The organism is Herminiimonas sp. KBW02 (assembly GCF_003852535.1).
In the GTDB taxonomy this organism is placed as follows: Bacteria; Pseudomonadota; Gammaproteobacteria; order Burkholderiales; family Burkholderiaceae_D; genus Oxalicibacterium.
In genome coordinates this window covers 38770-62796 of record NZ_QAJP01000004.1, presented here as the reverse complement: position 1 = coordinate 62796, position 24027 = coordinate 38770, and the positions used below count along the sequence as shown (strand labels likewise).

Here is a 24027-nt window from a genome sequence, read left to right as displayed (position 1 = left end):
CAAACAATCTTTTATTTGAATAAAAATCAGCCGTACTTTTTCTCGAAGTCTTTCATGAACGCGACCAGTGCCTGCACACCCTCAATCGGCATCGCGTTATAGATCGACGCACGCATGCCGCCGACCGAGCTATGACCTTTGAGTTGCACCAGACCTTGCTGGTCCGCTTCCGCGATGAACTTCCCGTTCAACGATTCGTCTTTCAGGAAAAACGGCACGTTCATGCGCGAGCGATTCGCTACAGGAACATTGTTCAGGTAGAAGCCGGTCGAATCCAGGTAGTCATACATCAACTTCGCTTTCGCGATATTGACCTGTTCCATCGCAGCTACGCCACCCTGGCGCTTCATCCATTGGAAGGTCAGGCCGGCGATATAGATAGGATAAGTCGGTGGCGTATTAAACATGGAGTCATGTTCAGCCACTTGCTTCCAGTCGAATGCGGACGGGCAGATAGGCAATGCGTGGCCCAGCATGTCGTCACGCACGATGACAATCGTTACACCGGCCGGGCCGATGTTCTTTTGTGCGCCAGCGTAAATCACCGCGTACTTGGAAATATCGATTTCGCGCGACAGGATATTCGACGACATATCCGCGACTAAAGGTACGTTACCAACGTCAGGTGTAAAGTCGAACTCGACACCGCCGATGGTTTCGTTGGTGCAGATATGCACGTAAGCAGCGTCCGGCGTCAGCTTCCAGGTGTCACGTGCAGGTACATAGGTAAAACCCTTGTCTTCAGACGAAGCAGCCACATTCACCTTCGCGTACTTGTGCGCTTCTTCTATCGTCTTGCTCGACCAGTGACCGGTATTAACGAAGTCGATAGTGGCTGGTTGTTGCCCTTTAAGGCCCAGCAAGTTCATAGGCACAATCGCGTTCTCGGCAATCGCACCACCTTGCATCAACAGCACTTTGTAATTATCCGGAATCGACAACAAGGAACGCAGATCAGCCTTGGTTGTTGCCAGGATTTCCGTAAATTCCCGCCCGCGATGGCTCATCTCCATCACTGACAAACCGCTACCTCTCCAGTTTGTCATTTCCTCTGCTGCCTGCTTGATTACTTCTTGCGGCAATGCAGCCGGACCCGGCGAAAAGTTATACACACGCTTCATTATTCTGCTTCCTCCGTACCGGATTGATCATCATCAACTTCTACATCTGATTCAAGTATGCGTTGCAGTCCGCTCAGCTTGGTGCCGTCTTCGACTGCAATCAGCGTCACGCCTTGTGTCGCACGACCCATTTCGCGAATTTCCGCAACGCGGGTACGTATCAATACGCCGCCGGTCGTAATCAGCATGATTTCATCGCTGGCGTCGACCAGGGTCGCAGCCACAACTTTGCCGTTACGTTCGCTGGTCTGGATCGCAATCATGCCTTTGGTACCACGGCCATGGCGGGTGTACTCGGTGATCGGCGTGCGTTTGCCGAAACCGTTTTCCGTTGCCGTCAGCACCGATTGCTGTTCGTTCTCGGCGACCAGCAATGCAATAACCTGCTGACCTTCTTCCAGGTTCATACCGCGCACGCCACGTGCTGTACGGCCCATAGGACGTACATCGTTTTCGTCGAAGCGCACAGCCTTGCCGGAATCAGAGAACAGCATGACGTCATGCTTGCCGTCGGTCAGCGCTGCACCGATCAGGAAGTCGCCGTCATCCAGATCGACCGCGATGATGCCGGCCTTACGCGGATTGCTGAAATCGCTGAGGGAGGTTTTCTTCACGGTACCGAGGCTGGTTGCCATGAAGATGTAGTGATCTTCAGGGAAGCTGCGGTTCTCGCCGGAGATAGGCAGGATCACCGTGATCTTTTCTCCATCCTGCAGCGGGAACATATTGACGATAGGTTTGCCGCGCGAATTGCGCGAACCTTGCGGCACTTCCCATACCTTCAGCCAGTACAAACGACCGCGGTTGCTGAAGCACAGGATGTAATCATGTGTATTCGCGATGAAGAGCTGATCGATCCAGTCATCATCCTTGGTCGCCATCGCCTGCTTGCCGCGACCGCCACGCTTCTGCGCACGGTATTCGGAAATCGGCTGCGCCTTCATGTAACCGGTATGCGACAAGGTCACGACCATATCCTGCGGTGTGATCAAGTCTTCGGTACCGAGGTCGGTAGCGTTCAGTTCGATGGTCGAACGACGTTCATCTTTATTGCCGATGCCGTAGTCGTTTTTAGCCAGCGTCAGTTCATCAGTGATGATGACGGTGACGCGCTCAGGCTTGGCCAGGATGTCGAGCAAATCAGCGATTTGCTCCATGACTTCCTTGTATTCATTAACGATCTTGTCTTGTTCCAGACCGGTCAGGCGTTGCAGACGCATCTGCAGGATTTCCTGTGCCTGGTCATCGGACAGTTTGTACAAACCGTCAGTCTGGATGCCGTAATGCTTAGGCAGGTTTTCCGGACGGAATGCATTTACACCACCGATAGATGCTTCACCGGTACGTGCCAGCATCTCACGTACCACGGACGAATCCCAGGCACGCGACATCAGGTCTACCTTTGCCACCGGCGGAGTCGGCGCTGCTTTGATGATCGCTATGAAATCATCAATGTTCGCCAATGCGACTGCCAGACCTTCCAGTACGTGACCGCGTTCGCGTGCTTTGCGCAGTTCAAATATGGTACGACGTGTTACCACTTCGCGGCGATGCGACAGGAAGCATTCCAGCATCTGCTTCAGGTTCAGCAACTTAGGCTGACCATCGACCAGTGCAACCATATTCATACCGAAGGTGTCTTGCAACTGAGTCTGTTTGTACAGATTGTTCAGCACGACTTCCGGTACTTCATTGCGCTTCAGTTCGATCACTACGCGCATACCCGATTTATCGGATTCATCGCGGATGTCAGAGATACCGTCGAGCTTCTTGTCACGTACCAATTCAGCGATGCGCTCGAGCAGCGACTTCTTGTTTACCTGATACGGCAACTCGTCAACGATGATGGCCGCACGGTTTTCCTTGCCGAACTCTTCGAAGTGCGTCTTCGCGCGCATCACCACACGGCCACGGCCGGTGCGATAACCATCACGTACGCCGGACACACCATAAATGATGCCGCCCGTCGGGAAGTCCGGTGCCGGAATGATTTCGATCAGCTCATCGACCGTCGCATCTGCATTGCGCAAGACATGCAAGGCACCATCGATGACTTCAGTAATATTGTGTGGCGGGATATTCGTCGCCATACCGACCGCAATACCGGACGAGCCGTTGATCAGCAGATTAGGAATACGCGTCGGCAATACCGACGGCTCTTTTTCCTTGCCGTCATAGTTCGGTACGAAATCGACGGTTTCCTTGTCCAGATCGGCCAGCAATTCGCCTGCGATCTTATCCAGACGACATTCGGTGTAACGCATAGCCGCTGCGTTATCGCCGTCGATGGAACCGAAGTTACCCTGCCCGTCGACCAGCATATAGCGCAGCGAGAATGGCTGTGCCATACGCACCAGCGTGTCGTAAATCGACGCGTCGCCGTGCGGGTGATACTTACCCATGGTTTCACCGACCACGCGCGCACATTTTACGAACGGGCGGTTCCACACGTTATTCATCTCATGCATGGCAAACAATACCCGGCGATGCACCGGTTTCAAGCCGTCACGCACATCGGGCAATGCGCGGCCAACGATAACGCTCATCGCGTAATCGAGGTAGCTCTTGCGCATCTCTTCTTCGAGTGAAATAGGAATTGTTTCTTTAGCGAATTGATCCATTGGCGGTTCGTCTGGTCTTTGGCTAGGGGTTTTAATAATGAAGAATCGCTTGAGCAGTAAAGCTTAGTTACGGGCGATCCGGCAAATCGTAAGATTTTAACACGGCAGAGGCCTCCGCTCCCCGCTTTCGGCAATCCGGGAGCTTTCACCGTGGCGACCATTGCGGTCACGTGGCAAGAAGAAAATATGTTTAAATGCTGACTATCGAAAATATGCTGCTTTTTCGGCACTCATCTATTAATAAGAGAAAAACATGATCAACAAAGTGGTCCTTGGTTTGCTGCTTGGCGCCTCCTCGTCCTACGTTGCCGCGCAAACTGATATTCAGGTCCCGGCAAACAATGCCTACGCCCAGGATAGCCGCGGCGTAGTAACACGCAGTGCTTTTGGCCTGTGCTGGCGCTCCGGCACATGGACACCGGCTGATGCGGTCGCAGGTTGCGACGGCGCACTGGCATCCCCTATCCCGAATCCGATCGCACCTGATGTCGCCAGCCACCTGGATGGCAAGGTGGCGCCGGTTGCCGTGGTCGCCAAATCTTGCGATTTCACTATCGCACTGGAAAGCGACCAGACTTTTGGCCTGAACCAGGCAGTATTAAATAGAGCAGCCAAAAATCGCATCGATCGCGATGTCTTGCCGAAACTGACCACCTGCAATGGCGCCAGCGGTATGACAATTACCGGATACACAGATCTGCTGGGCAACGCACACGCCAATCAGGCCTTGTCGGAAAAGCGTGCCGCCGCGGTCGCCGACTATCTAAAGAAAAAGGGCGTAACGGTCAATATGAAGGTTGTCGGTGCAGGTGCAACACAACCCATCAAGGAATGTGACAGCAAATTGAGCCGCACCAAATTAGTTACATGTTTAGCACCAAATCGGCGCGTTTTAATAGAAGTGCACAATTTGCCGAAATAAAAGAGTGCTTTTTATTAAAAATTTCCTCAAAACATGAACGTTTTTGATGTCCAAAGGTCAATGTTTTGCCAGGGGAAATGATTCTTAGCAAGCGTTGTTTAAACACAACGCTTTGGAAAAAACGTTAATTAGTCGATTTAGCAATCGGTCGTTGTCGTGACTGGCTGTGGCAGAATGGAGCCAAGTTAAACCATTGCATGCGAACAATTTGTTTCATGTGGTTGTTGAAGCGCGTGTTAATATCCATTTCCGATGTCATTCACGTAATTTTGCGCAGTTTAGTCTGCGGATATCTCACTCGAGAGGAGAAAGAAATATGAATAAATTAGCAAAACTCGTCTTCGCTGCGTCCGCGATTGTCGCAATGTCTGCTCAAGCACAGACCGACATCAAAGCAAGCACACCAAACAGCGCTTATGCACAAGCTACTAACGGTACGATCGTTCGCAACTCGACCGGTTTGTGCTGGCACACTGGCTACTGGACACCAGCTGACTCGGTTCCAGGTTGCGACGGTGCACTGGTAGCAGCTGCAGCTCCTGCTCCTGCTAGCCCAGCTCCAGCAGTTGTTCCAGTTCCAACTTCGGAAAAAGTAACGTTCGCAGCTGATGCATTCTTTGATTTCGACAAAGCAGTGTTGAAACCAGAAGGCAAAGCTAAACTGGACGATCTGACTTCGAAACTGAAAGATCTGAACCTGGAAGTTATCATTGCTGTTGGTCACACTGACTCGGTCGGTTCCGATGCATACAACCAAAAACTGTCGGTTCGCCGCGCAGAAGCTGTTAAAGCTTACCTGGTTGGCAAAGGCGTTGACGCGAAACGTGTTTACACCGAAGGCAAAGGCGAAAAACAACCAGTTGCTACTAACAAAACAGCTGCTGGTCGCGCACAAAACCGTCGCGTAGAAATCGAAGTTGTTGGCACACGCAAATAATTCGTTTCTTGCGAAATCTAAACCCCGCTCCGGCGGGGTTTTTTTTCGTCTGCGCAAACCAGCGCGCTCACTGCACTTTCCAGTTATCATTTAGCCCATGAACGCTGATCCTTTAGAACTGAAAAAATTTAGTGATTTGGCCCATCAATGGTGGGACCCAACATCAGAATTCCGTCCGCTGCATGAAATCAATCCGCTGCGCCTGGGCTGGATCAATGGCCGCGCGCCATTGGCTGGCAAAACCGTAGTCGACATCGGCTGCGGTGGTGGCATCCTGGCTGAATCGATGGCCAAAAGCGGTGCCAATGTCACGGGTATAGACCTGTCAGAAAAAGCATTGAAAGTAGCAGACCTGCACAGCCTGGAATCCGGCGTACAGGTGCGCTATGAGCTGATCGCAGCGGAGGCACTGGCCGAACGCGAAGCTGGTCGCTACGATGTCGTGACCTGCATGGAAATGCTGGAGCATGTTCCTGATCCGGCCTCCATCGTTGCTGCATGCGCCAAACTCGCAAAACCCGGCGGTAAAGTATTCTTCTCGACCATCAATCGAAATCCGAAGGCCTATCTGCACGCAATCCTCGGCGCAGAATACTTGCTGCGCCTGCTGCCTAAGGGCACGCATGACTACGCCAAGTTCATCACCCCGGCGGAACTGTCACGCTTCGCCCGTGAAGCCGGCCTGGATATCGATGCACTCAAAGGCATGGGCTTCAATCCGCTGACCAAAATCTACTCGCTGAATCAGGATACCAGCGTCAATTATCTGGTCGCCTGCACCAAACCCGCCTGATCCACGACATATGGCAAGGCTGGTGCAAAAGCGCAGCCTTGCTTACTTATCTGCATGAGTTCACATGACCCTACGCACGCCATTAGCCATACTGTTTGACCTCGACGGCACACTTGCGGACACAGCGCCCGATCTGGCCGGAGCCGTCAATCAACTACGTATCGCGCGCGGTCTGGAACCGACTGATTACGAAGTGCTGCGCCCTACCGCTTCCGCAGGTGCGCGCGGCCTGATCGGCGCCGCCTTCGGCCTGACGCCACAAGACGCTGAATATCCTGAACTACGCGACGCGTTCCTCAAGAACTATGAAGCATCGATAGCGGTGGAAAGCCGCCTGTTCGACGGCGTCACCGAACTGTTGGCGCAATTACAGGATCAAGGCATCGTCTGGGGCATCGTCACCAATAAAGTCAGCTACCTGACTGATAGACTGGTTCCGCAAATCGGCCTGGATCATGCTGCTTGCGTGGTCTCCGGCGACACTGCCAGCCATCCTAAACCGCACCCTGCCCCGCTGTTCGAAGCCGCCAAACGCATAGGTATAGATCCGCAGCACTGCTGGTATGTCGGCGACGATTTGCGTGACATCCAGGCTGGCCAGGCCGCCGGTATGACGACCATTGCTGCGGGCTGGGGTTATTGCGGGAATATCGAACCGACCAGCTGGAATGCCGACGCCTTGGCAGAGTCGCCACAACAATTGTTCACACTGATTAAAGCGTAAAGCAGCTTGTAAAACGGCGATCCGGCTTCAGGCAAACCGGGCGAATACCGCCTCACTTGAATCTGCCGTGAAACACCCCATCTAATGCGATACAATGGCAATGCTTTGGGGGCGACCTGGTTTCGACAGGGGTTGCAAAGCAGCGCAGGGCATACCGAGGACTGGTCACCTCGTAAATACAACCAGAAAAGTAATAACTGCAAACGATAACTCGTACGCACTAGCCGCTTAATACCGGTTAGCTTCACACCGTTTCTTCCTTGGGGCGGGCTGGCAACAGCAGTGAAGTCATATACAAGGAATCGCGTCGTGCCGGGTCACTTGGCAAGACGTTAAACAATAGGTGACTCGCCTGTCCGCAGCGTGTGCGTCCGCGTCGTACGGGTTAAATCAAATGGCAGCACTAAGTATGTAGAACTGTCTGTAGAGTGCTTCTGGACGCGGGTTCGATTCCCGCCGCCTCCACCAAGAACTCGTTTAAAGACATCCAAAGAAGTACAAGAAACCGCATTTCTCCCTCTGAGAATGCGGTTTTTTCGTTTAGAGACGTCCAAAGCGGAATATTGACATCCAGAACATACAGGGGGTAAATTCGGGGGTACCACTACCCTCCCGCTAAATCGATACCCCCACATGCCTTTAACCAACATTTCCGTTAAAAATACCAAACCTGGCGAGAAGCCTATTAAGTTGTTTGATGGAGGCGGCCTATTTCTACACATTGCGCCGAGTGGGGGTAAATCGTGGAGACTAAAGTACCGATTTGGGGGTAAGGAGAAACTTCTCACGTTTGGCACTTATCCAGAAATCACCCTAAGTGAAGCTCGAGAGCAGCGAGATCAAGCGCGCAAACTATTGGCCACCGATATAGATCCTGGAGAGAATAAAAAGGCTCAAAAAGCTGCACTTCAAGAAAATAGCGAAAATACTTTCGAGATGATCGCTAGGGAATGGTTTGGCAAGTTTGCGCCGAGCTGGGCACAAAACCATTCCGAGAAAATTATCCGCAGACTGGAAAGAGATATCTTTCCATGGATTGGAAAATCTCCCATTTCAGAAATTAAGGCTCCTGAGCTTTTAATGGCACTCCGCAGAGTAGAGAATCGGGGCGCTACTGAGACTGCTCATCGCGCCCTACAAAATTGCGGCCAAATTTTTCGTTATGCAATTGCGACCGGCCGAACAGAACGAGACCCTACTATTGCCTTACGAGGTGCCATTCCTCCAAGTAAAGTCAAACACCACTCATCAATTATTGAGCCCAAGGCCATCGGTGAGCTACTTCGGGCAATTAAGGGGTATCAAGGAACTCTGATAACAAAATGCGCTTTGCAACTAGCGCCCCTTTTCTTTGTCCGGCCTGGCGAACTACGAAAGGCGGAATGGAGTGAGTTCAACTTTGAAACTCTAGAATGGCGCATCCCTGCAGAACGAATGAAAATGGGGGAATTGCATATTGTTCCGCTTTCCACACAAGCCATTATAGTTTTGCGCGAACTCCAGCCTCTGACAGGCAATGGCCGTTACGTCTTCCCTGGCGCAAGAACTAATGGCCGACCAATGAGTGAAAACACAGTTAATGCGGGCCTTCGCCGCTTGGGATATACAAATGATCAAATGACGGGTCATGGCTTTAGAAGCATGGCTAGTACACTACTAAATGAGCAAGGTTGGCATCGGGATGCCATTGAACGGCAATTAGCGCATGCAGAAAGGAATTCTGTTCGTGCGGCCTACAACTATGCTGAACATTTACCAGAACGCCGGAGAATGATGCAAGCATGGGCTGATTTTTTGGACAAACTAGAAGAAAATTCAACCATCGTTTCGATCAAAGCAGCATAGCTCCTCCAACAGTATTAAAAAACAATGTTCTAAATTTCCATGTCTTAGGCAAACCAGCTCGAGCATCCGATGACAGTTCCCGCCTGAAGTGCGCAGTTATTTTTCTAGAAAGCGGTAGCAGCACAATGATCCGGCATTTTTTCGGAGGTTCGGGAAGTTAACGGCATAAACAGTGGGTGACCTCGAGGCGATGCAGCTCAATTAATCTATATTCTAAACAGAGTGGACACGTATGAAAGTTGAAAATACGCTGGTTCGACCCAAAAACAAGAAGCGTTGCGCAATATGGACTGGGACGCAATGGGAAATTTGGCCCGTTTCGGCCGCTTATCCACACCGCAAAACCGCGTTAGTAAGGTGCTACGAGTGTCATGGCCCTATAATTTTGATGAGGGAGAGCCAAAATGGACGGAACGAGGCTCACTTCGAACATCGTCCGGCGCACCCTGGATGTCCCCTAGCCTACAAACAATACTGCGGAACATCATCACTTCATCCGCAGGCCGTCGGCACTCCACAGAATTCCAATCAACATGCTTTTACCGACCACATTTCAGACGAAGCTGCGGAAGAGATCATCGGCTCTGTCGGTAGTACAGAGAGAGAGCAGCTCTTACTGGCCCGTGTTGGTCAAGGAGAATTTAGGAAAAAACTTCTGACGCGATGGAAAACTTGCAGTGCCCTAGGCTGCGGTCCTCAGACCGCGTTAATTGCGTCGCACATAGTATCTTGGCGCACCTGCGAGAACAATAACGAGCGCCTTGATCCCGATAATGGCCTGCTTCTAAGTCCAAATCTAGATAAGCTTTTTGACCGCAAAATGATTTCATTTACAGATAAGGGACGCCTGCTAGTCAGTCTCAGTCTCGACCTGAACGATGCGATGCTCTTGGGTCTGCGCCAGGATATACAACTTCGCAGTGTGCCTAATGGGATTAAAAAGTATCTAGCTCGGCACCGAGAAGGTTTAAAGTGGCGTGAACTCCCCTTTTAACAGGGAATGGATAGCTCGTTAAATATGACGTTGGCTGTCCACGTCTAGCTGGAATGTGATCCGTCTCCCGTAACCAGGCGAAATGACTCGCTGGCGAAGATTATTTCGCCTCCTGCAATCCGTGTTGCGCAAGCTGATGGTGTACACAATTCGAGGCAGCTGATTACCAGAATTGCAGTCAAGCCGGAAACATCCGTTACTGAGTTTCGGGGTACATTCCACCTAATACACGTGCACACAAAAAAATGAACAAAGATGCCCATCTCAAGATATCCGATAGAGTCTCGCTCACGTCAACTCCCGCTCCGAGAGGGTTTATCGAGCCACATGCGACCTTACTGCGACAGCCGGTGGATGGCCAGCCGCTATACAAGGTCATGCGGGCTGAGCATCTAATAAACTCCATCGCTAATTCGTATCTGCACTTCAATCGCGTCGATAGCTATCGCGATTTCGATAAAGCCGACGCACTAGACGGTGCGCAGCTTCCCGCTGATCGGGTGTTAAATGCAACCATCGGCTTCGAAAAGGCACCGACCTTTACTGCGGAACATTATTACGACCAAAGTCGGGCTCGAACTTATGCTTGCTGCTTCGCACTCGAGAACAACGCACATATCTGGCAGCATTATGGCTCTGGTAGCGATCACGGACGTGTTGCTGTTGTCTTCGATTTCACTTGGCTACGACAGCACCTCAATGCGCAGCTGATGCCGGGCACAAGCGGACTGATGCTAAACGATGTTCCTTTACGACAAATTTTCTCGATCAATTATGGAGTCGTCGATTATGTGGACACTGACCAACACAGGCTCAACAGCCAGCAGCTCCCAAACCCGATTCTCTATAGCTACCTTAAAGCCGAACGCTTTCGTGCCGAGCACGAGTTGCGTGTCTCACTCAGCGCAATCGGCATGGGTAGACTCTCCTTGAACGGCAAGGCCATAGAACTCCCGCCAAGCCTCCACATGGCATTCGACTTCCGAACAGCAATCGCCGGTGGAGGAATAATTTCCATAGATACAGGGGCCGACTGCGATCGAGCGTGGTTCGGCAAAGAACTCGACAAACTTAGAATAAGAGGAACGTAATCCACGCCCTCGAAAAAAAATCCTCGACAGAGCTATCTAGTATGCAGCACACCGTTACACACTTCTACATCAACCTCTTTCCAAGTAGAATTACTATCAAATTGTCAATTATCACTGCTAGTAGAGGGAAACAATGGCGTCCGATGTTACTGCCTATCGATCAGTGAAAATTGATTCTCAAAGTAACTCATCATGTGAAGTTTCAATTGTCTAGCTGTACCTGATAAATAAGGCCATGAACAACAATCAAAGCAAACAACAGCCGGAATTCGTCAAGGCACGCTGGCTACGCGACCTAATTCGCTTTGCCCCCTTAAAAAGTCAGTTTGTACTATCCGGAAACGTTCGCGACTTACAAGCATGTGAAGTGGCCCCAGGAATTGTGACAGCACAACCTTTAACCGACACTTTATGCGATGGTTTAAGAGAGATTGGGTATACACAACTGGTGGTTTGGAATCCATTAATAGGCTTCTCTGTCAATGCCCGTACTGACAGCCAAGAATCGCGCGATACTATTTTGAATAGCCTAGGTTTAACACCTAGCAATGGTGTTGCCCCAGGTGGAATAGATATACTCAGCACTACCTTAGAACGTATAGTCTCATTTGCTGAGGCACCGATGGCTTTAATCATCGATTTTGCTTCTCGCTTGACGGTCCGCACTGAATCACTTAATGCGGCGGAACATAACCTTTTTACACGCGCAATAGTACTAGGTCACGCAGCTCAACCTCGCCCTCACGGAGAACAACGACGTCCATTCTTTAATACGGTTATTTGGATCGTCGACAAGGAAGGAGATGTTCCAGATTGGCTTCTAATCGACAACCCGCGGATTCGCCATATCCCCATCTCAAAACCCGATAATCTTGCACGCCGTGCGCTATCCAACGCGCTCCTTCGCGGAGTCCCTGGCTTCCAAAACGCCTCTACTGAAGCTTATGCTGAGGCCGAGCGTGCTTTCGTCGATGGTACGGAAGGTCTCTTCCTTTCAGATATGAATGCTATTGCGACGCTAGCCCGAGTAGAAAACGTAGGCATTGAGAAGATTGCTGATGCAGTTCGTCGTTATAAAGTTGGCGTTACTGAAGACCCCTGGCTTCAGATTGAACGTAATAAGATTCAGAATGCAGAAGTAGAAATTCGCAAACGTGTCAAAGGCCAAGCACATGCAGTTACCCATATGCTGGATCTTGTTAAACGTGCGATGACTGGATTAGGATCGCAGCGTAAGGGAGGGCGCCCACGCGGAGTAGCGTTTCTCGCAGGTCCCACTGGAGTCGGGAAAACCGAGCTAGCCAAGACCATTACCAGCCTATTATTCGGTGACGAAAGTGCTTACATTCGTTTCGACATGTCGGAATTCAGCGCAGAACACGCAGATCAACGTCTAATTGGTGCACCGCCCGGATATGTAGGTTACGACGTTGGTGGAGAACTCACTAATGCCATCCGCGAAAAGCCATTTAGCGTAGTTCTGTTCGACGAAATCGAGAAAGCCCATCCGCGTATCTTAGACAAATTTCTACAAATTCTAGACGATGGCGTATTAACCTCCGGGAGAGGAGATCGCGTCTACTTTTCCGAAGCATTAATCATTTTCACTTCAAATCTAGGCATCTATCGCCAAGGAGATCTGGGGAAACGAGTACCGAACGTACTACCTGGCGAACCTTTTGAACATGTACAGGAAAAGGTATTAAGTGAAATCCAGGATCACTTCAAGCTAATACTAAATCGGCCCGAAATCCTTAACCGAATCGGCGAAAATATCATTGTCTTTGACTTCATTCGCCAAGATGTTGCCGAACAAATTTTTGACCAAATGGTCCGAGCTATTTTGGACGATATCTCAGCACAAGGCATTTCGATTGAGATCCAAGAGACTTTTATGTCAATACTAAAAAAGCGATGCTTGAGTGATTTATCAAACGGCGGCCGTGGTATTCGCAATCAAATTGAGGCACATCTCATCAATCCACTAGCGCGAGGATTGTTTGACCAAAATGCGCAAGCAGAGGATCGATTTACTTTGAGTGGATACGACTCCGACGCACTACAGTTGCACAAGCTGTAGTTCATGAACATACGAATTTCTCGCCTTCACTTCCCGGTCACCACGTTAGGACCAGGTCAGCGCATTGGCATTTGGCTTCAAGGGTGTAGCATCCATTGTCCCGGTTGTATCTCAGCCGATACTTGGGCCACAAATACCGGCGAAACAACCGTTGAAACTGTTCTTGAACATATAGCTCCTTGGATTTCCTCTGCGAACGGCATCACTATTTCCGGCGGCGAACCGTTTGATCAGGCCGAGGCACTGCTCAAATTACTGCAAAGTCTACGTCGCCGTACCGCAATAGACATTCTCGTCTACAGTGGCCATACCTTTGAACACATCGCACCGATATTAGAAAAAGCAGCAGGCCTAATCGATGCCTTGATATCTGATCCGTTTGAACTCCATACCGCAAACTCACTACCACTTAGAGGTAGTGATAATCAAAGCTTGCATCTTCTAACAATGTTGGGACGTGACCGATTTAGTCAGTATGAACGACCGCTAGCTGACAGCGACAAATCGTTAGATGTCATGTTCGATCAGGACGGCAGCATTTGGTTTGCCGGCATACCTCAACGAGGTGATTTCCATCGCCTAAAAGAGCTCTTAACAGATCAGGGACACCAGATACTGATTAGTGCCGATAAGACGAGCGATTAGTAATACAGAAAAAATAGAGGATTAGTAGACATGATGCGTTTTTGTCCAAATTGCAAAACCGAACGATCCGTCCAGGAATGGTTCTGCGAAGGTATTGTTGATAATGCACCTTGTAACTGGGAGCTATCTGCAATCGCAATTAGGGAGAATGGATATCGTCCACAAGAACTAGTAACGGAAGAAGACAAAGAACAGCGACAAAGGATTTTATCCGCATCGTCCATCTTACGTTGCGCAAACGGCCATCTGATGAATCAGGGTGACTTAATGTGCTTGGATTGCGGTGCAGATCCAAGTTCTGTTATTCCACCTGAGCTAGAACAAGATGCGACAGCGCCGGGAGAAGACTCTGAAGAACAAGCAACTGCAGAAGAAACGCAAATCGATGGCTGGCGATTACTGAAACGCATTTCCAATGCAGATAGCGTACGCGAACGCTATGTTTGCCAGCATATTGATACAAATAGAAGTGCCGTTCTGACGTTATATCGCCCCGGCGCAGAACCTGATCCGGCGGTATATGAAGTCGTTGCCTATCTCCCCAAAGAACATGTTCCCGAGATAATTACTACAGGGCGATGGGATGGGCGAGCCTATGAAGTGACTGAAGAATTAAGCCAAGGTTCTTTTGCCAACATAGACATCGAGTTCAGTAACCTAAGTACTATCCGAAATGTCGTTTCCGAGCTCGGAAAAATCTTAAACTCCTTCTCGGAAGCAGGACTGCGTCATCGAGATCTCCGTCCTGAGACACTATTTGTTCGGAACCGCACTCCATTAGACCTTGTTATTGGCGGATTCGGGTCAGCACGTTTAGCTGAATTCGATCTGGATATTGTCGCACCACTCGAAACGACCCGTTACATGGCTCCGGAAACAGTTGCCGGAGGTGTCGCCGCGGCCTCAGATTGGTGGAGCTTAGGTATGATTTTGCTCGAGAAGCTCACCAATGGTGCGTGCTTTAAGGAGACCAATCTTCACGCCTTTCTGATTCACGTTGTCACCAATGGTGTGCCACTCCCATCCGATTTAGATCCGCAAATTCATTTGCTGTTGCGCGGTCTACTAGCACGTGACCGTCATGAACGTTGGCAATGGCCGCAAGTACAAGCGTGGCTAGATGGTAAGGATATACAAGCCCCCACAATAAGAGAAGTAGATGTCGATAGTGAAGAAGGCAACAGCATTTCTCTTGGCTCCCAACGATTCCGTAAGCCGCCCATTTTTGCCTTAAAGGCAGCAGAGAAAGAGCACTGGAACGAGGCAAAAGATCTCCTTAGTCGCGGTGTACTGATTACTTGGGCAGAACAAGCCGGCTTATCTAGCAAGGCAATAACGGGCCTACGACAGCTGATGCAGCAGATTGAAATTGATGACGACTGTCGCTTAATGATTGCCTTAAAGCTTCTCAATCCGGAACTTCCGTTAATTTTGCGCGGAGAAATCGTTAATCCCGGATGGCTGCTGCAGAATGCACTAGAAGCCTACGATCTCATTACTGGCCCTGTACCTTCTTTTTTGGAACGACTGGGAACTGAACAATGGATTTCTGGATTGAGCTCGCGTGCTGCGCTTGTTCGACAGCGCGCTGCCAGTTTAAGTATTGAACTGAGCGAAGAAAATGTCCGTATTTTTCTTCTTTCTACATCGCGTGCACGACTAGCGGCCATGTGGGAACAAACTCGACAACTTTTGCCCGACTCTAATCATCCTGGGCTATTGTCTTTATCAGAGAAAAGGACGATCAGTGAAGAGGATCTAATAGTCTTGTTGAGTGCAGCTATTTCTCAATTTCGTTCGGTTGAAACAATATTGAATGAGGCCAAGCAAATAGCAGACAGAGAAAATATCCTTAGTTTTGATAAGGAAACCGCACGATCTACTTTAGCGTTAAGTCGTGCCGAACTATTTCGGAAAGTCGATGATCGAATTGCCGGCTTTGCACGTACTGGGAAAAGGCTAATTGATGATTTGGCAGAACAGTTCCGCCTTGAGCGTCGCTTGTCGCTGCATGAAGCCATACTCCTATTAGCCATTCCAGTAGATCAATGGCTTGAGCCACAGAAACAGCAATACGTATCTCATCTTCTTGATTTTTTTGAGAAGAAAGTATCTTCCTCAGTCATGCGTGGACCATTAGTACGAATGACTATCGGTAAATCTGTAGGTCGGGCCGATCTTATGGAAATGAATAGTTCGCGCCATAATGGGCCTATGTTGCTAGACCATCTGCTGCAGCGTAATTCTCAATCAGTTCAATTAGATCCAGCACTCTTTGCTGACCATCTCGGTTTGGAATCGCGACTTCACGCGTTGTATCGTCAAACGTCAGTCTATAAACGAGATACTGGTATCGATGGCCTGTATATGGGTTTTCCGTTTTTAGCTATAAAGGACAGTCGCGCCAAAGTTCGTCCAAGAATCGCTCCAGTATTACTATGGCCAATTAAATTGCTCATGGAACTGGGGACTCGATCCCAAATTTCATTGGCTTTTGATTCGGAACGCGAGGAGATCAGAATTAATCCTGCCTTGGAGGGTTTGCTTGGCCGCGAGACGGTTAAAACTTGGCGTGCTGCAGCCGACGAAGTGTTGGGACGTTCAACACTGAAAATCGCCGATGTTATGGACGCATTTGGTCTACTGGCACCAGTCGAACAGCGCCAACTTAGGGTGCTACCACCACCAACTTACGAGATTCCGCCCGGGACCACTCAACTAGTTTGTTCCGCTGTTTTGTTTCATGTAACTTTTAGCGGCCAAGCTATAGGCGAAGATCTGAGACAACTAAAGGTTCTATCACCCTCTGGCACCGCATTGGAATCTATGTTGCGCTTGAAGGAAAAAGCGCAATATGAGGCGCCAGTGCCATCAGTGGCAGAAATAGACCGCTACCTGACAGTAGCTAGCGATCCGTCTCAAGAGTCAGCCATACTAAAGGCACGTCAAGGTCCAGGTCTTTTGGTAGAGGGGCCACCTGGAACAGGTAAGAGCCAAACCATCGTCAATATGGTCGCGGATGCCATTGGCCACAAAAAAAGTTTGCTCATTGTCTGTCAAAAGCACGCAGCACTGGAAGTCGTATACAAGCGCCTAGTTGCCGAAGGATTAGGTGACCGAATCATCATGGTCAACGATGTCAATAAGGACCGTGAACCTACAATTCGCACGATACGAGAACAACTAGATAGTATTTTTAAAGGCTCGTCGTTTGACAACGGTTGGTCAAAACAACGTGAGCGTGTCGCAGCCAAAATTGAAGCACTGGAAGGCGAATTAGATCGATTGCATCGCGCACTTCACAACGTAGATCAAGCAACTGGCTTGAGCTATCGCACCCTATTAGGTGAGTTAATCCAACTGGAAGCCGGTACGCCACCTTTAAACATGCCGCAGTTGAGAAGCAAACTTTCATCGTTAGACCCTGCATCCCTTACCACTGTTGAAGAACAATGTTCTCCCTTGGCACGTTACTGGCTTCCCGCTAAATTTGAAGGCAGTGCTTTAGCGCAATTGAAGTCATTTTCCGCCGACTCGGCAACTATTGATGAATTTAAAGTCGTTTTTATAGCCTTTCTAGATGCGGAACAACATCGTATTCAGGTACTGAATGAGCACCCTGCGCGATTCGATGTTGATGATCCAGAACCCTATCGTACTTGGCTTAAGCAAAATGCAGCTCGATTGGCTGGTTTGGATGAGACTCAACGTAAGCGGCTTGCACAATGGCTTCCGCTATTCCGTCCTTCCGACAGGAAGGATACTCCTGGCCATCTTCATTACGCAGCGCTCCAAGGTCTGCGTCATGAATTAATATCCATCAATAGCATTGGGTATAACGATGCCATGTCGACGTCACTAGCTCAAACAACTAACCTTGAGCTAATAGAGCGTATAAAACAAGCCACACTGGCCGTGCGTCCGGCTACATTCCTTAGTCGTTTGAATCCTGCTACGTATATTCGCCGAAAAAAATTATTGAAGTTCATTATTCGCACCGGCTCCACCGTTGAAGTAGATTCCATCAATAAGCTACTCGCAGCAGCACTTCTGGAACAGCAGTGGCGTCCCCTTCGTCAGAAGCTTAATACAATAGCGGAGACATTACTGATGGAGAAAGTCACGGCCGCCTGCGGTCCAACATTAGCCGATGAATGCCTAACTCGTCTTCGCAAACTTGAAGAAGTCCGAGAATTAGCGCAGCATTTAGCAGTTGCTCCCCGCTGCGACGAATTTGAAGAAGCTGTCATGACAGGAGACCGTGCTCCCGTTGAGCAACTCCTAGACGGCTTCGAGCGCGCCTTTATACGATACGCCGCTCGTCAATTAAGCTTGAAAAATCTGGCTCTACTACATGACTGGTTCTCCACAGACCTGATAGATCAATGTCATCAGTCTATCCAGCACAACCTCGAAGATCGTACCGTTCTCAATCGAATTCACGATGCACTACCCACATTAGCGGCCTATCAGCAATTCCGTACACGCTCCCAAAACTTGAGCAAAGATACGCTCGAAGTCTTTGCGACAATGCGGCACAATGAATTCCTTTTTAATAACGTCCCGCTAGAATCACTTGATGGCGAAGTCCGCCGCATTGTCAATCGTGAAGCCCGTTTGGGCTGGAAGCGCCGAATGGAACAGAATAATCCCGAACTTCTGTTAGAACAGACGGAAACAGTCGCCAAGGTCCAATCGTTAGCTACGGCTGATGAAGAAATGCGGAGGCTCAATCGTGATGTGCTACGAGAGGGTATTGATCGCAACAATATTGCAACGGCAAAACAATGGGAAGATGTCACCAGACTGCGAGGGCAGCGGTCGCGGCGCCTACGTGAATTCATTGAATCAGGCGCCAGTATGGGTTTAATGGCTTTACGTCCGATCTGGCTTATGAATCCAGACGTTGCTAGCCGTGTACTCCCACTAAAAACTGGCCTATTTGATTCAATTGTATATGATGAAGCTTCACAGATGCCTGTTGAATATGCGTTACCTACGCTCTTTCGCGGCAATGTTGCAATAGTCAGTGGCGATGAAAAGCAAATGCCACCTAGCTCCTTCTTCTCTGGTCGCACTGATAACGACGAGGCTGAGCTTTTCGATGGCGAACAACCCAATGACGATGCTAGCGAAGAAGAAAAAGAGCAGTTTGAAGAAACATGGAATCGTCGCGAAATTAAGGATTGTCCTGATCTCCTACAGTTGGCAAGAACAGCGCTTCCCATAACAACACTTCAAATTCACTACCGGTCAGTTTATCGTGAATTAATAGGCTATTCGAATGCAGCATTTTACGAGAACAATCTAAACGTTCCAGCACGACATCCTGATGCCACGATCCAAGAGATCAAACCTATCGAAATGATCCAAGTCAACGGGTTGTACGATAAGCAAACTAATGCTGAAGAGGCAGACCGTGTAGTAGCTTACTTGGCGGATCTCTGGAAAAAGCCATATATGGATCGCCCATCCGTGGGTGTAGTGACTTTCAACCTAAAGCAAGCCGAGCTAATTGAAGAAAAATTGGAGTTATTTGCTGAAGAGAATCCTGCATTCCGTACCGCTTATCAGGAAGAATCTATGAGAAGCGACGGCGGTGAGGATATGGCCGTCTTCGTAAAGAATGTGGAGAATGTACAAGGTGACGAACGTGATGTAATCGTATTCTCTACGACCTTTGGTCGCAATGGTCAAGGTGCATTCAAACGCTTCTTCGGCGTATTAGGACAGAAAGGTGGAGAACGACGGCTAAATGTAGCAGTAACTCGAGCACGCCAAAAGGTCGTTTTGGTAACCTCAATGCCAATCCATGAAATATCGGACATGCTTAGCACCCAACGTAAGCCAGCTATTCCTAGAGATTATCTGCAAGGCTATATGGAATATGCTCGCACCATGTCAAACGGCGATCTTCCATCTGCCCTCTCTTTGTTAAAACGAATGCATAGTGAACGGGTAAATGCACGCTTGGAACAAGGAAAAAAATTGGATGGCTTTGCTACGGATGTTCTCTCATATTTACACTCGATTGGTTTCAATCCAGTAGTCGCACAGGAAGGCGACGCCTTCAGTCTAGACTTTGCTATTGCAGACTCACACACAGGTCTTTATGCCATTGGTATTGAGTGCGATGCACCGCGCCACGAGTTATTACACCGCGCGCGAGCGCGAGATATCTGGCGTCCTTCTGTCTTGAGCCGTGCAATCCCTCGTCTCCATCGTATCTCATCGCAAGCTTGGTATCACGAAAATTCGTCCGAAAAAGAGCGCTTGAAATCAGCTATCGAATCAGCTCTTCAGAAGGAACTAACATGAGCGGCCCCAAAGTTGTACGTATTGTTACTCGCGAAGAAATAATTTCTATCTGTGAGGGACATCTGCGTCGCCTAGACCAGACCATTGCAATGTGGAGCAACGATGGCAAAAGGATTAAGGAACTAACTGATGAAGAAATCGCTACGACGCTGCATCGCAGAAAGGCTTTTGATATCCTGTTAAAACAAGACGCATTCATGGATTTACAAAAGAAAGTTCCTGATGAAATTGCGTTTCTAACCGCTGATCTTGATCGACGCCATCGAATAGCCTCCGAAAAAGCAGTACAAGAGCGAAAACGCCATCGCCATGGGCGAGATAGTGCCTCAACGTTAATACAGATGCTTGAGGCTCGAGATATTGCCATTCCGACAAAACTATATGAAGAACTAAGAACGCTAGCTGCTGGCAAAGCCGCCCCCAATATGGACACCATCCTTGCGCGCGGATTTTCATTACTTACGACGCCCTTTAGCAGCAAAGACTTGTCTGAAGCACAGCGTACAGCAGCAGAAGCTCTCATGGTTGGATTAGAGAAACAAGATTTCACGACTTGGAAAGCAACGCATGTTCCCCTTACCCAGAACCCAAGAATAGCGCGCATTGATCAACAGATTGCTGAACTCGAGATGCTTTTGGGCAGCGATCGAACAGCAAACTATATTGAAAGATTGAGCAAAGTTGAGAAGATGGAAGTCAGTTCAAAACAAAACCTCATCTTGGATAGCTTAATTTTAGACTTGGCCGCCGATCTGGAGAGCGCCCGAACATATCGGTCCACTATGACTGAATTGAGAGCGCTTGTCGCAGAACTGCAGGCCCATGATCTAACTACAACAACACTACTCGAACGCATTGAAGCTTGTAAGCCATTGATGTCTTTACAGGCGATAACTGAACTCACAGATGAATGCAGAACATTAATTGCCCAGGCTCGGCAACGCAAGGAAGCAGAGGCGCGGCGCCAGGTTATCCTACAAGGGCTGGCGCAGCTAGGCTACGAAATCAGCGAAGGAATGGAAACTGCTTGGGCTACAGATGGTCGAGTTGTCGCAAAAAAAGCCGCGCTACCTGGCTATGGCGTCGAAATTGGAGGAAATGCTCAGAATGGCCGTTTACAGGTAAGGGCCGTGGCGTTAGAGGCCGACAGAGATATCAGTCGAGATAAGGACGTTGAGACTATTTGGTGCGGAGAATTTTCAAAGTTGCAGGGATTACTTGCGGACCGCGGTGACAATCTTGCTATTGAACGTGCTCTGGGTGTAGGAGTTGTGCCTTTAAAAGTAGTGGCCGGAACACTGCAAAGCAATCTACAAGAAATAAAGAATTTTGATCTGGCAAAAAAAACCTGAGTCTATGCCTTCTTTATGCTTGGAGTAACGTAGATAAAATCTACATCAAGAAAGTCACGGAAAATCGCAACTTAGCTGATAGATATGCAATACCATCAAGAAAAGAAAACAACAAAAATAACAGATAGGCGTCCAGAAAAATATCGTTACGGAATCAACCTCCCGGTATCCCTTGAAGGTAGTTGTAATCTACGACGCACAATAGGGTCATCACCTTGATATTGTTTCTCAATTTCCATCTGATTAATCTCATGTTCTGAATATGTTTTCTCTATGTTGCCACTCACTTGCGTTTGAGATACCGGTGAAGTATCGCGTCGGCTTACTGGCGGCAATGTCGAACCGTGTTTAGTTGTTCCATATTCGACCTGATCAAATACTTTATTTTTTCCTGATTCAGTTTCGTCATTGGAGGAAACGGAGACGCCCGATATAGGCTCATCCGGTGAGCGTAAGTGTTCCCCGACGATCGCATCGTTCGTTGTCGATTGAATCGGAGATTTGTCCTTCCCAGAGAAAATTAAAAGTCCTACCACGATAACTGCACCCATTCCTAGTTGACCTAGTAAGCCCATCCCTGCGTATTTAACGTTCACACTCGCACATTCTGGACATCTTGCGGATAGATCTTTTCCCTTGGGATACCAAGTGTATTTACAGTCCACGCACTTATTGAGTGAGCGTTTAGTAGCCGCCATAATCGGCCTCCCTTTAATAAAATATTTTAGTTATCACATAGCTAAAGTATGGTATTTAACCATATGGAATAGAACGTCATTCCTCTATAGGTTTAATAGCTTTAAATACTCCCGTCTTACTCATACTACGTTTAAGTTCGAACTGAGATAGAGATTCCCCAACTTCAATATGAGTCAAATTCGCAAACTGAATACGACCCCACTCTTCCCTACGTACTTTTACAGAATACAAGTACTCATCTTCTATTTCCCCCGTTCGAATACTTGCCCTTTGGGAGTACCCTGATAACAAGACCAGATTAACCGTTGGAAGCGCAGCAAAGATCTCTCCAATAATTCGAAAACCGACTGCATGCACATGACGCATATAGTTTTTCTGAACTTGTGTAGCACTGATCTCTTTGACCGATAAGCGATAACCACGCTGTGGAACACTTGCTACCTTATCGGGCATGTCTTCAATCTCAGGTAGATCAACATCAACGACAACTTTTTTTCCTTCTTCCAAGATATCAAAAGAAAGAGTCGTTTCCCTAGGCCAGACAATATCTTGCAAAACCTCTTCCAAAAATATTTCCATTGATAGAGTATCGCCCTGGATTACCTTAGCAATTAAATCCTGCTTATTACGTTGCGCTGTATCGAATTCAAGTCGATCACTAGTCCACTTAGAAAGATCGTCTTCATATTTCAACTGAGTTTTTGCATTCTGTGCTTCGATTCTTGCAATCGTTTTTTTGAACCAACGATTAAAAAAGTTGGGTTTTATTGGAAGAGGTTTGACTGGCTGACTCTCTCCGTACTGCAGTGGCTCATAAGATGGGATCCGTGTCGATTCTGGGGTATACAGATGGATCTCGCTTAAAGCCTCAACTTGACTGTTAATCTGATCACATTTTCTTTGGATAAGCTCGCGGATTACATCACCGTTCTGTTTTTTCGCAACTTTTATTACATCCTCAGTCAGCAGAATCCCATTCTCATCTTTGAAGAGAATTTCTCCTAAGTCGTTTACTTCGACAGTGATAGCAATCGATACCTTGGTGTTAGAACCATGGTTATGGTTACCCCTGCTTCCTGCTAGCTTTTGGCGCGATGAAAATCCCGCTATACCTGTGTTTAAGTAGGTGCCGCGTTGTCCAATACCTAAAGAAGCGCCACGAGGACCGATTGTCCAACTAGCCCCCTTGCTACTGAAATTCATGCGAATACCAGGAGCAAGCTTAATTGACTTTCTAAATCTAATTGGCATAAGCGGTAGGGAACCTAGTTAGGAGTACATGCATATCGACTTTGCCTCGGTATAGACAGCGAGATTACTTAAGTGACAATTACATCGTTGCCACAATTGTTGCCACAAGGAACAAAGTAGCATACCGAACAATAAGGAACGATCCATCCCATATTCATGGGATGCGAATGTTTAAATGAAATCTACTTCGAACACATATCACTTCCATGAGCTTCAGCCGGTATTTCGCTGTAGTGCGTTCATTCATCAACACAATGAAAGAAACCATGGAAAATCCTTATGTCTATCCACACGACCCCGATGAGCCTATTGAGGCTTTCCCACCCTATTCCTCATCAGAAGCCTGTCCTCAGTGCCGCTCGCATCAGATCGAGAGCAGAAATTACGCTACTAAAGCCGGCTGCGTCATTGGAGCAGTCGCAGGTATGAGTGTCAGCATCGCTAGTTATGCAAGAGGAGCCCGCATTGGCTCTTCGATCGGAATGGTCGGCGGGCCGATTGGTGCAACGATAGGTGCCATCGCTGGCGCTGTACTTGATGCATTTGCTAGCGGCGCGGCAGGTTGTGCCACAGGCATCGCGCTAGGCCGAATCGTTGACAGTACCGTAATGCTTAACAATAAATGTCATCACTG

At 48.6% G+C, this 24027-nt stretch carries 15 protein-coding genes and 1 other RNA gene; 12 read left to right on the top strand and 4 right to left on the bottom strand.

The window, feature by feature from the left end; all coding sequences use genetic code 11:
* Positions 1 to 26: 26 nt before the first annotated feature.
* Together serC and gyrA are read right to left on the bottom strand one after the other, a co-directional pair.
* The gene (gene serC, locus DBR37_RS04730; protein WP_124573347.1) at positions 27 to 1121 is read right to left on the bottom strand and encodes a 3-phosphoserine/phosphohydroxythreonine transaminase; all 1095 of its coding nucleotides are present in this window, start codon (positions 1119 to 1121) and stop codon (positions 27 to 29) included.
* Positions 1121 to 3742: a DNA gyrase subunit A gene (gyrA, locus tag DBR37_RS04725; protein WP_124573346.1), complete on the bottom strand. Its 2622-nt coding sequence runs from the start codon at positions 3740 to 3742 to the stop codon at positions 1121 to 1123. The genes serC and gyrA overlap by 1 nt, the downstream gene beginning before the upstream one ends.
* A gap of 253 nt (positions 3743 to 3995) precedes the next feature.
* Between gyrA and DBR37_RS04720 the strand changes: the two genes are divergently transcribed.
* The 12 genes from DBR37_RS04720 (at position 3996) to DBR37_RS04665 (ending at position 21443) form a co-directional block, all read left to right on the top strand.
* The gene (locus tag DBR37_RS04720; protein WP_124573345.1) at positions 3996 to 4664 is read left to right on the top strand and encodes an OmpA family protein; all 669 of its coding nucleotides are present in this window, start codon (positions 3996 to 3998) and stop codon (positions 4662 to 4664) included.
* A 316-nt stretch (positions 4665 to 4980) separates the two neighbouring features.
* Positions 4981 to 5601 (top strand): outer membrane protein OmpA, encoded by a 621-nt coding sequence (gene ompA / locus DBR37_RS04715; protein ID WP_124573344.1) that lies wholly within the window; start codon positions 4981 to 4983, stop codon positions 5599 to 5601.
* 97 nt (positions 5602 to 5698) lie between these two features.
* Positions 5699 to 6394 (top strand): bifunctional 2-polyprenyl-6-hydroxyphenol methylase/3-demethylubiquinol 3-O-methyltransferase UbiG, encoded by a 696-nt coding sequence (ubiG, locus tag DBR37_RS04710; protein WP_124573343.1) that lies wholly within the window; start codon positions 5699 to 5701, stop codon positions 6392 to 6394.
* A 64-nt stretch (positions 6395 to 6458) separates the two neighbouring features.
* Entirely contained in the window at positions 6459 to 7118 is a 660-nt protein-coding gene (locus DBR37_RS04705) for an HAD family hydrolase (protein ID WP_124573342.1), read from the top strand.
* A 107-nt stretch (positions 7119 to 7225) separates the two neighbouring features.
* Positions 7226 to 7586, top strand: a transfer-messenger RNA (tmRNA) gene (gene ssrA, locus DBR37_RS04700).
* Positions 7587 to 7751: 165 nt separating this feature from the next.
* The gene (locus DBR37_RS04695) at positions 7752 to 8963 is read left to right on the top strand and encodes an integrase arm-type DNA-binding domain-containing protein (protein WP_124573341.1); all 1212 of its coding nucleotides are present in this window, start codon (positions 7752 to 7754) and stop codon (positions 8961 to 8963) included.
* A gap of 232 nt (positions 8964 to 9195) precedes the next feature.
* Positions 9196 to 9957, top strand: coding sequence for an HNH endonuclease (locus DBR37_RS04690; protein WP_124573340.1), 762 nt, complete (start codon positions 9196 to 9198; stop codon positions 9955 to 9957).
* A gap of 245 nt (positions 9958 to 10202) precedes the next feature.
* The gene (locus tag DBR37_RS04685) at positions 10203 to 11048 is read left to right on the top strand and encodes a hypothetical protein (RefSeq protein WP_124573339.1); all 846 of its coding nucleotides are present in this window, start codon (positions 10203 to 10205) and stop codon (positions 11046 to 11048) included.
* Between the two features lie 235 nt (positions 11049 to 11283).
* Positions 11284 to 13128, top strand: a complete 1845-nt coding sequence (locus DBR37_RS04680; RefSeq protein WP_124573338.1) for an AAA family ATPase — start codon at positions 11284 to 11286, stop codon at positions 13126 to 13128.
* 3 nt (positions 13129 to 13131) lie between these two features.
* Positions 13132 to 13773, top strand: a complete 642-nt coding sequence (locus DBR37_RS04675) for a 4Fe-4S single cluster domain-containing protein (RefSeq protein WP_124573337.1) — start codon at positions 13132 to 13134, stop codon at positions 13771 to 13773.
* A 30-nt stretch (positions 13774 to 13803) separates the two neighbouring features.
* A complete protein-coding gene (locus tag DBR37_RS04670) occupies positions 13804 to 20091 on the top strand; it encodes an AAA domain-containing protein (protein WP_124573336.1) in 6288 nt (2095 codons plus the stop codon).
* On the top strand, positions 20088 to 21443 hold the full coding sequence (locus tag DBR37_RS04665) for a hypothetical protein (RefSeq protein WP_124573335.1): 1356 nt from the start codon (positions 20088 to 20090) through the stop codon (positions 21441 to 21443). Before DBR37_RS04670 ends, DBR37_RS04665 begins: the two co-directional genes overlap by 4 nt.
* Before the next feature lie 146 nt (positions 21444 to 21589).
* On the opposite strand, the gene DBR37_RS04660 is transcribed toward DBR37_RS04665, so the two are convergent.
* On the bottom strand, positions 21590 to 21994 hold the full coding sequence (locus DBR37_RS04660) for a hypothetical protein (protein WP_148089225.1): 405 nt from the start codon (positions 21992 to 21994) through the stop codon (positions 21590 to 21592).
* A gap of 223 nt (positions 21995 to 22217) precedes the next feature.
* Positions 22218 to 23393 (bottom strand): DUF4236 domain-containing protein, encoded by a 1176-nt coding sequence (locus DBR37_RS04655; RefSeq protein WP_124573333.1) that lies wholly within the window; start codon positions 23391 to 23393, stop codon positions 22218 to 22220.
* Positions 23394 to 24027: the final 634 nt, after the last annotated feature.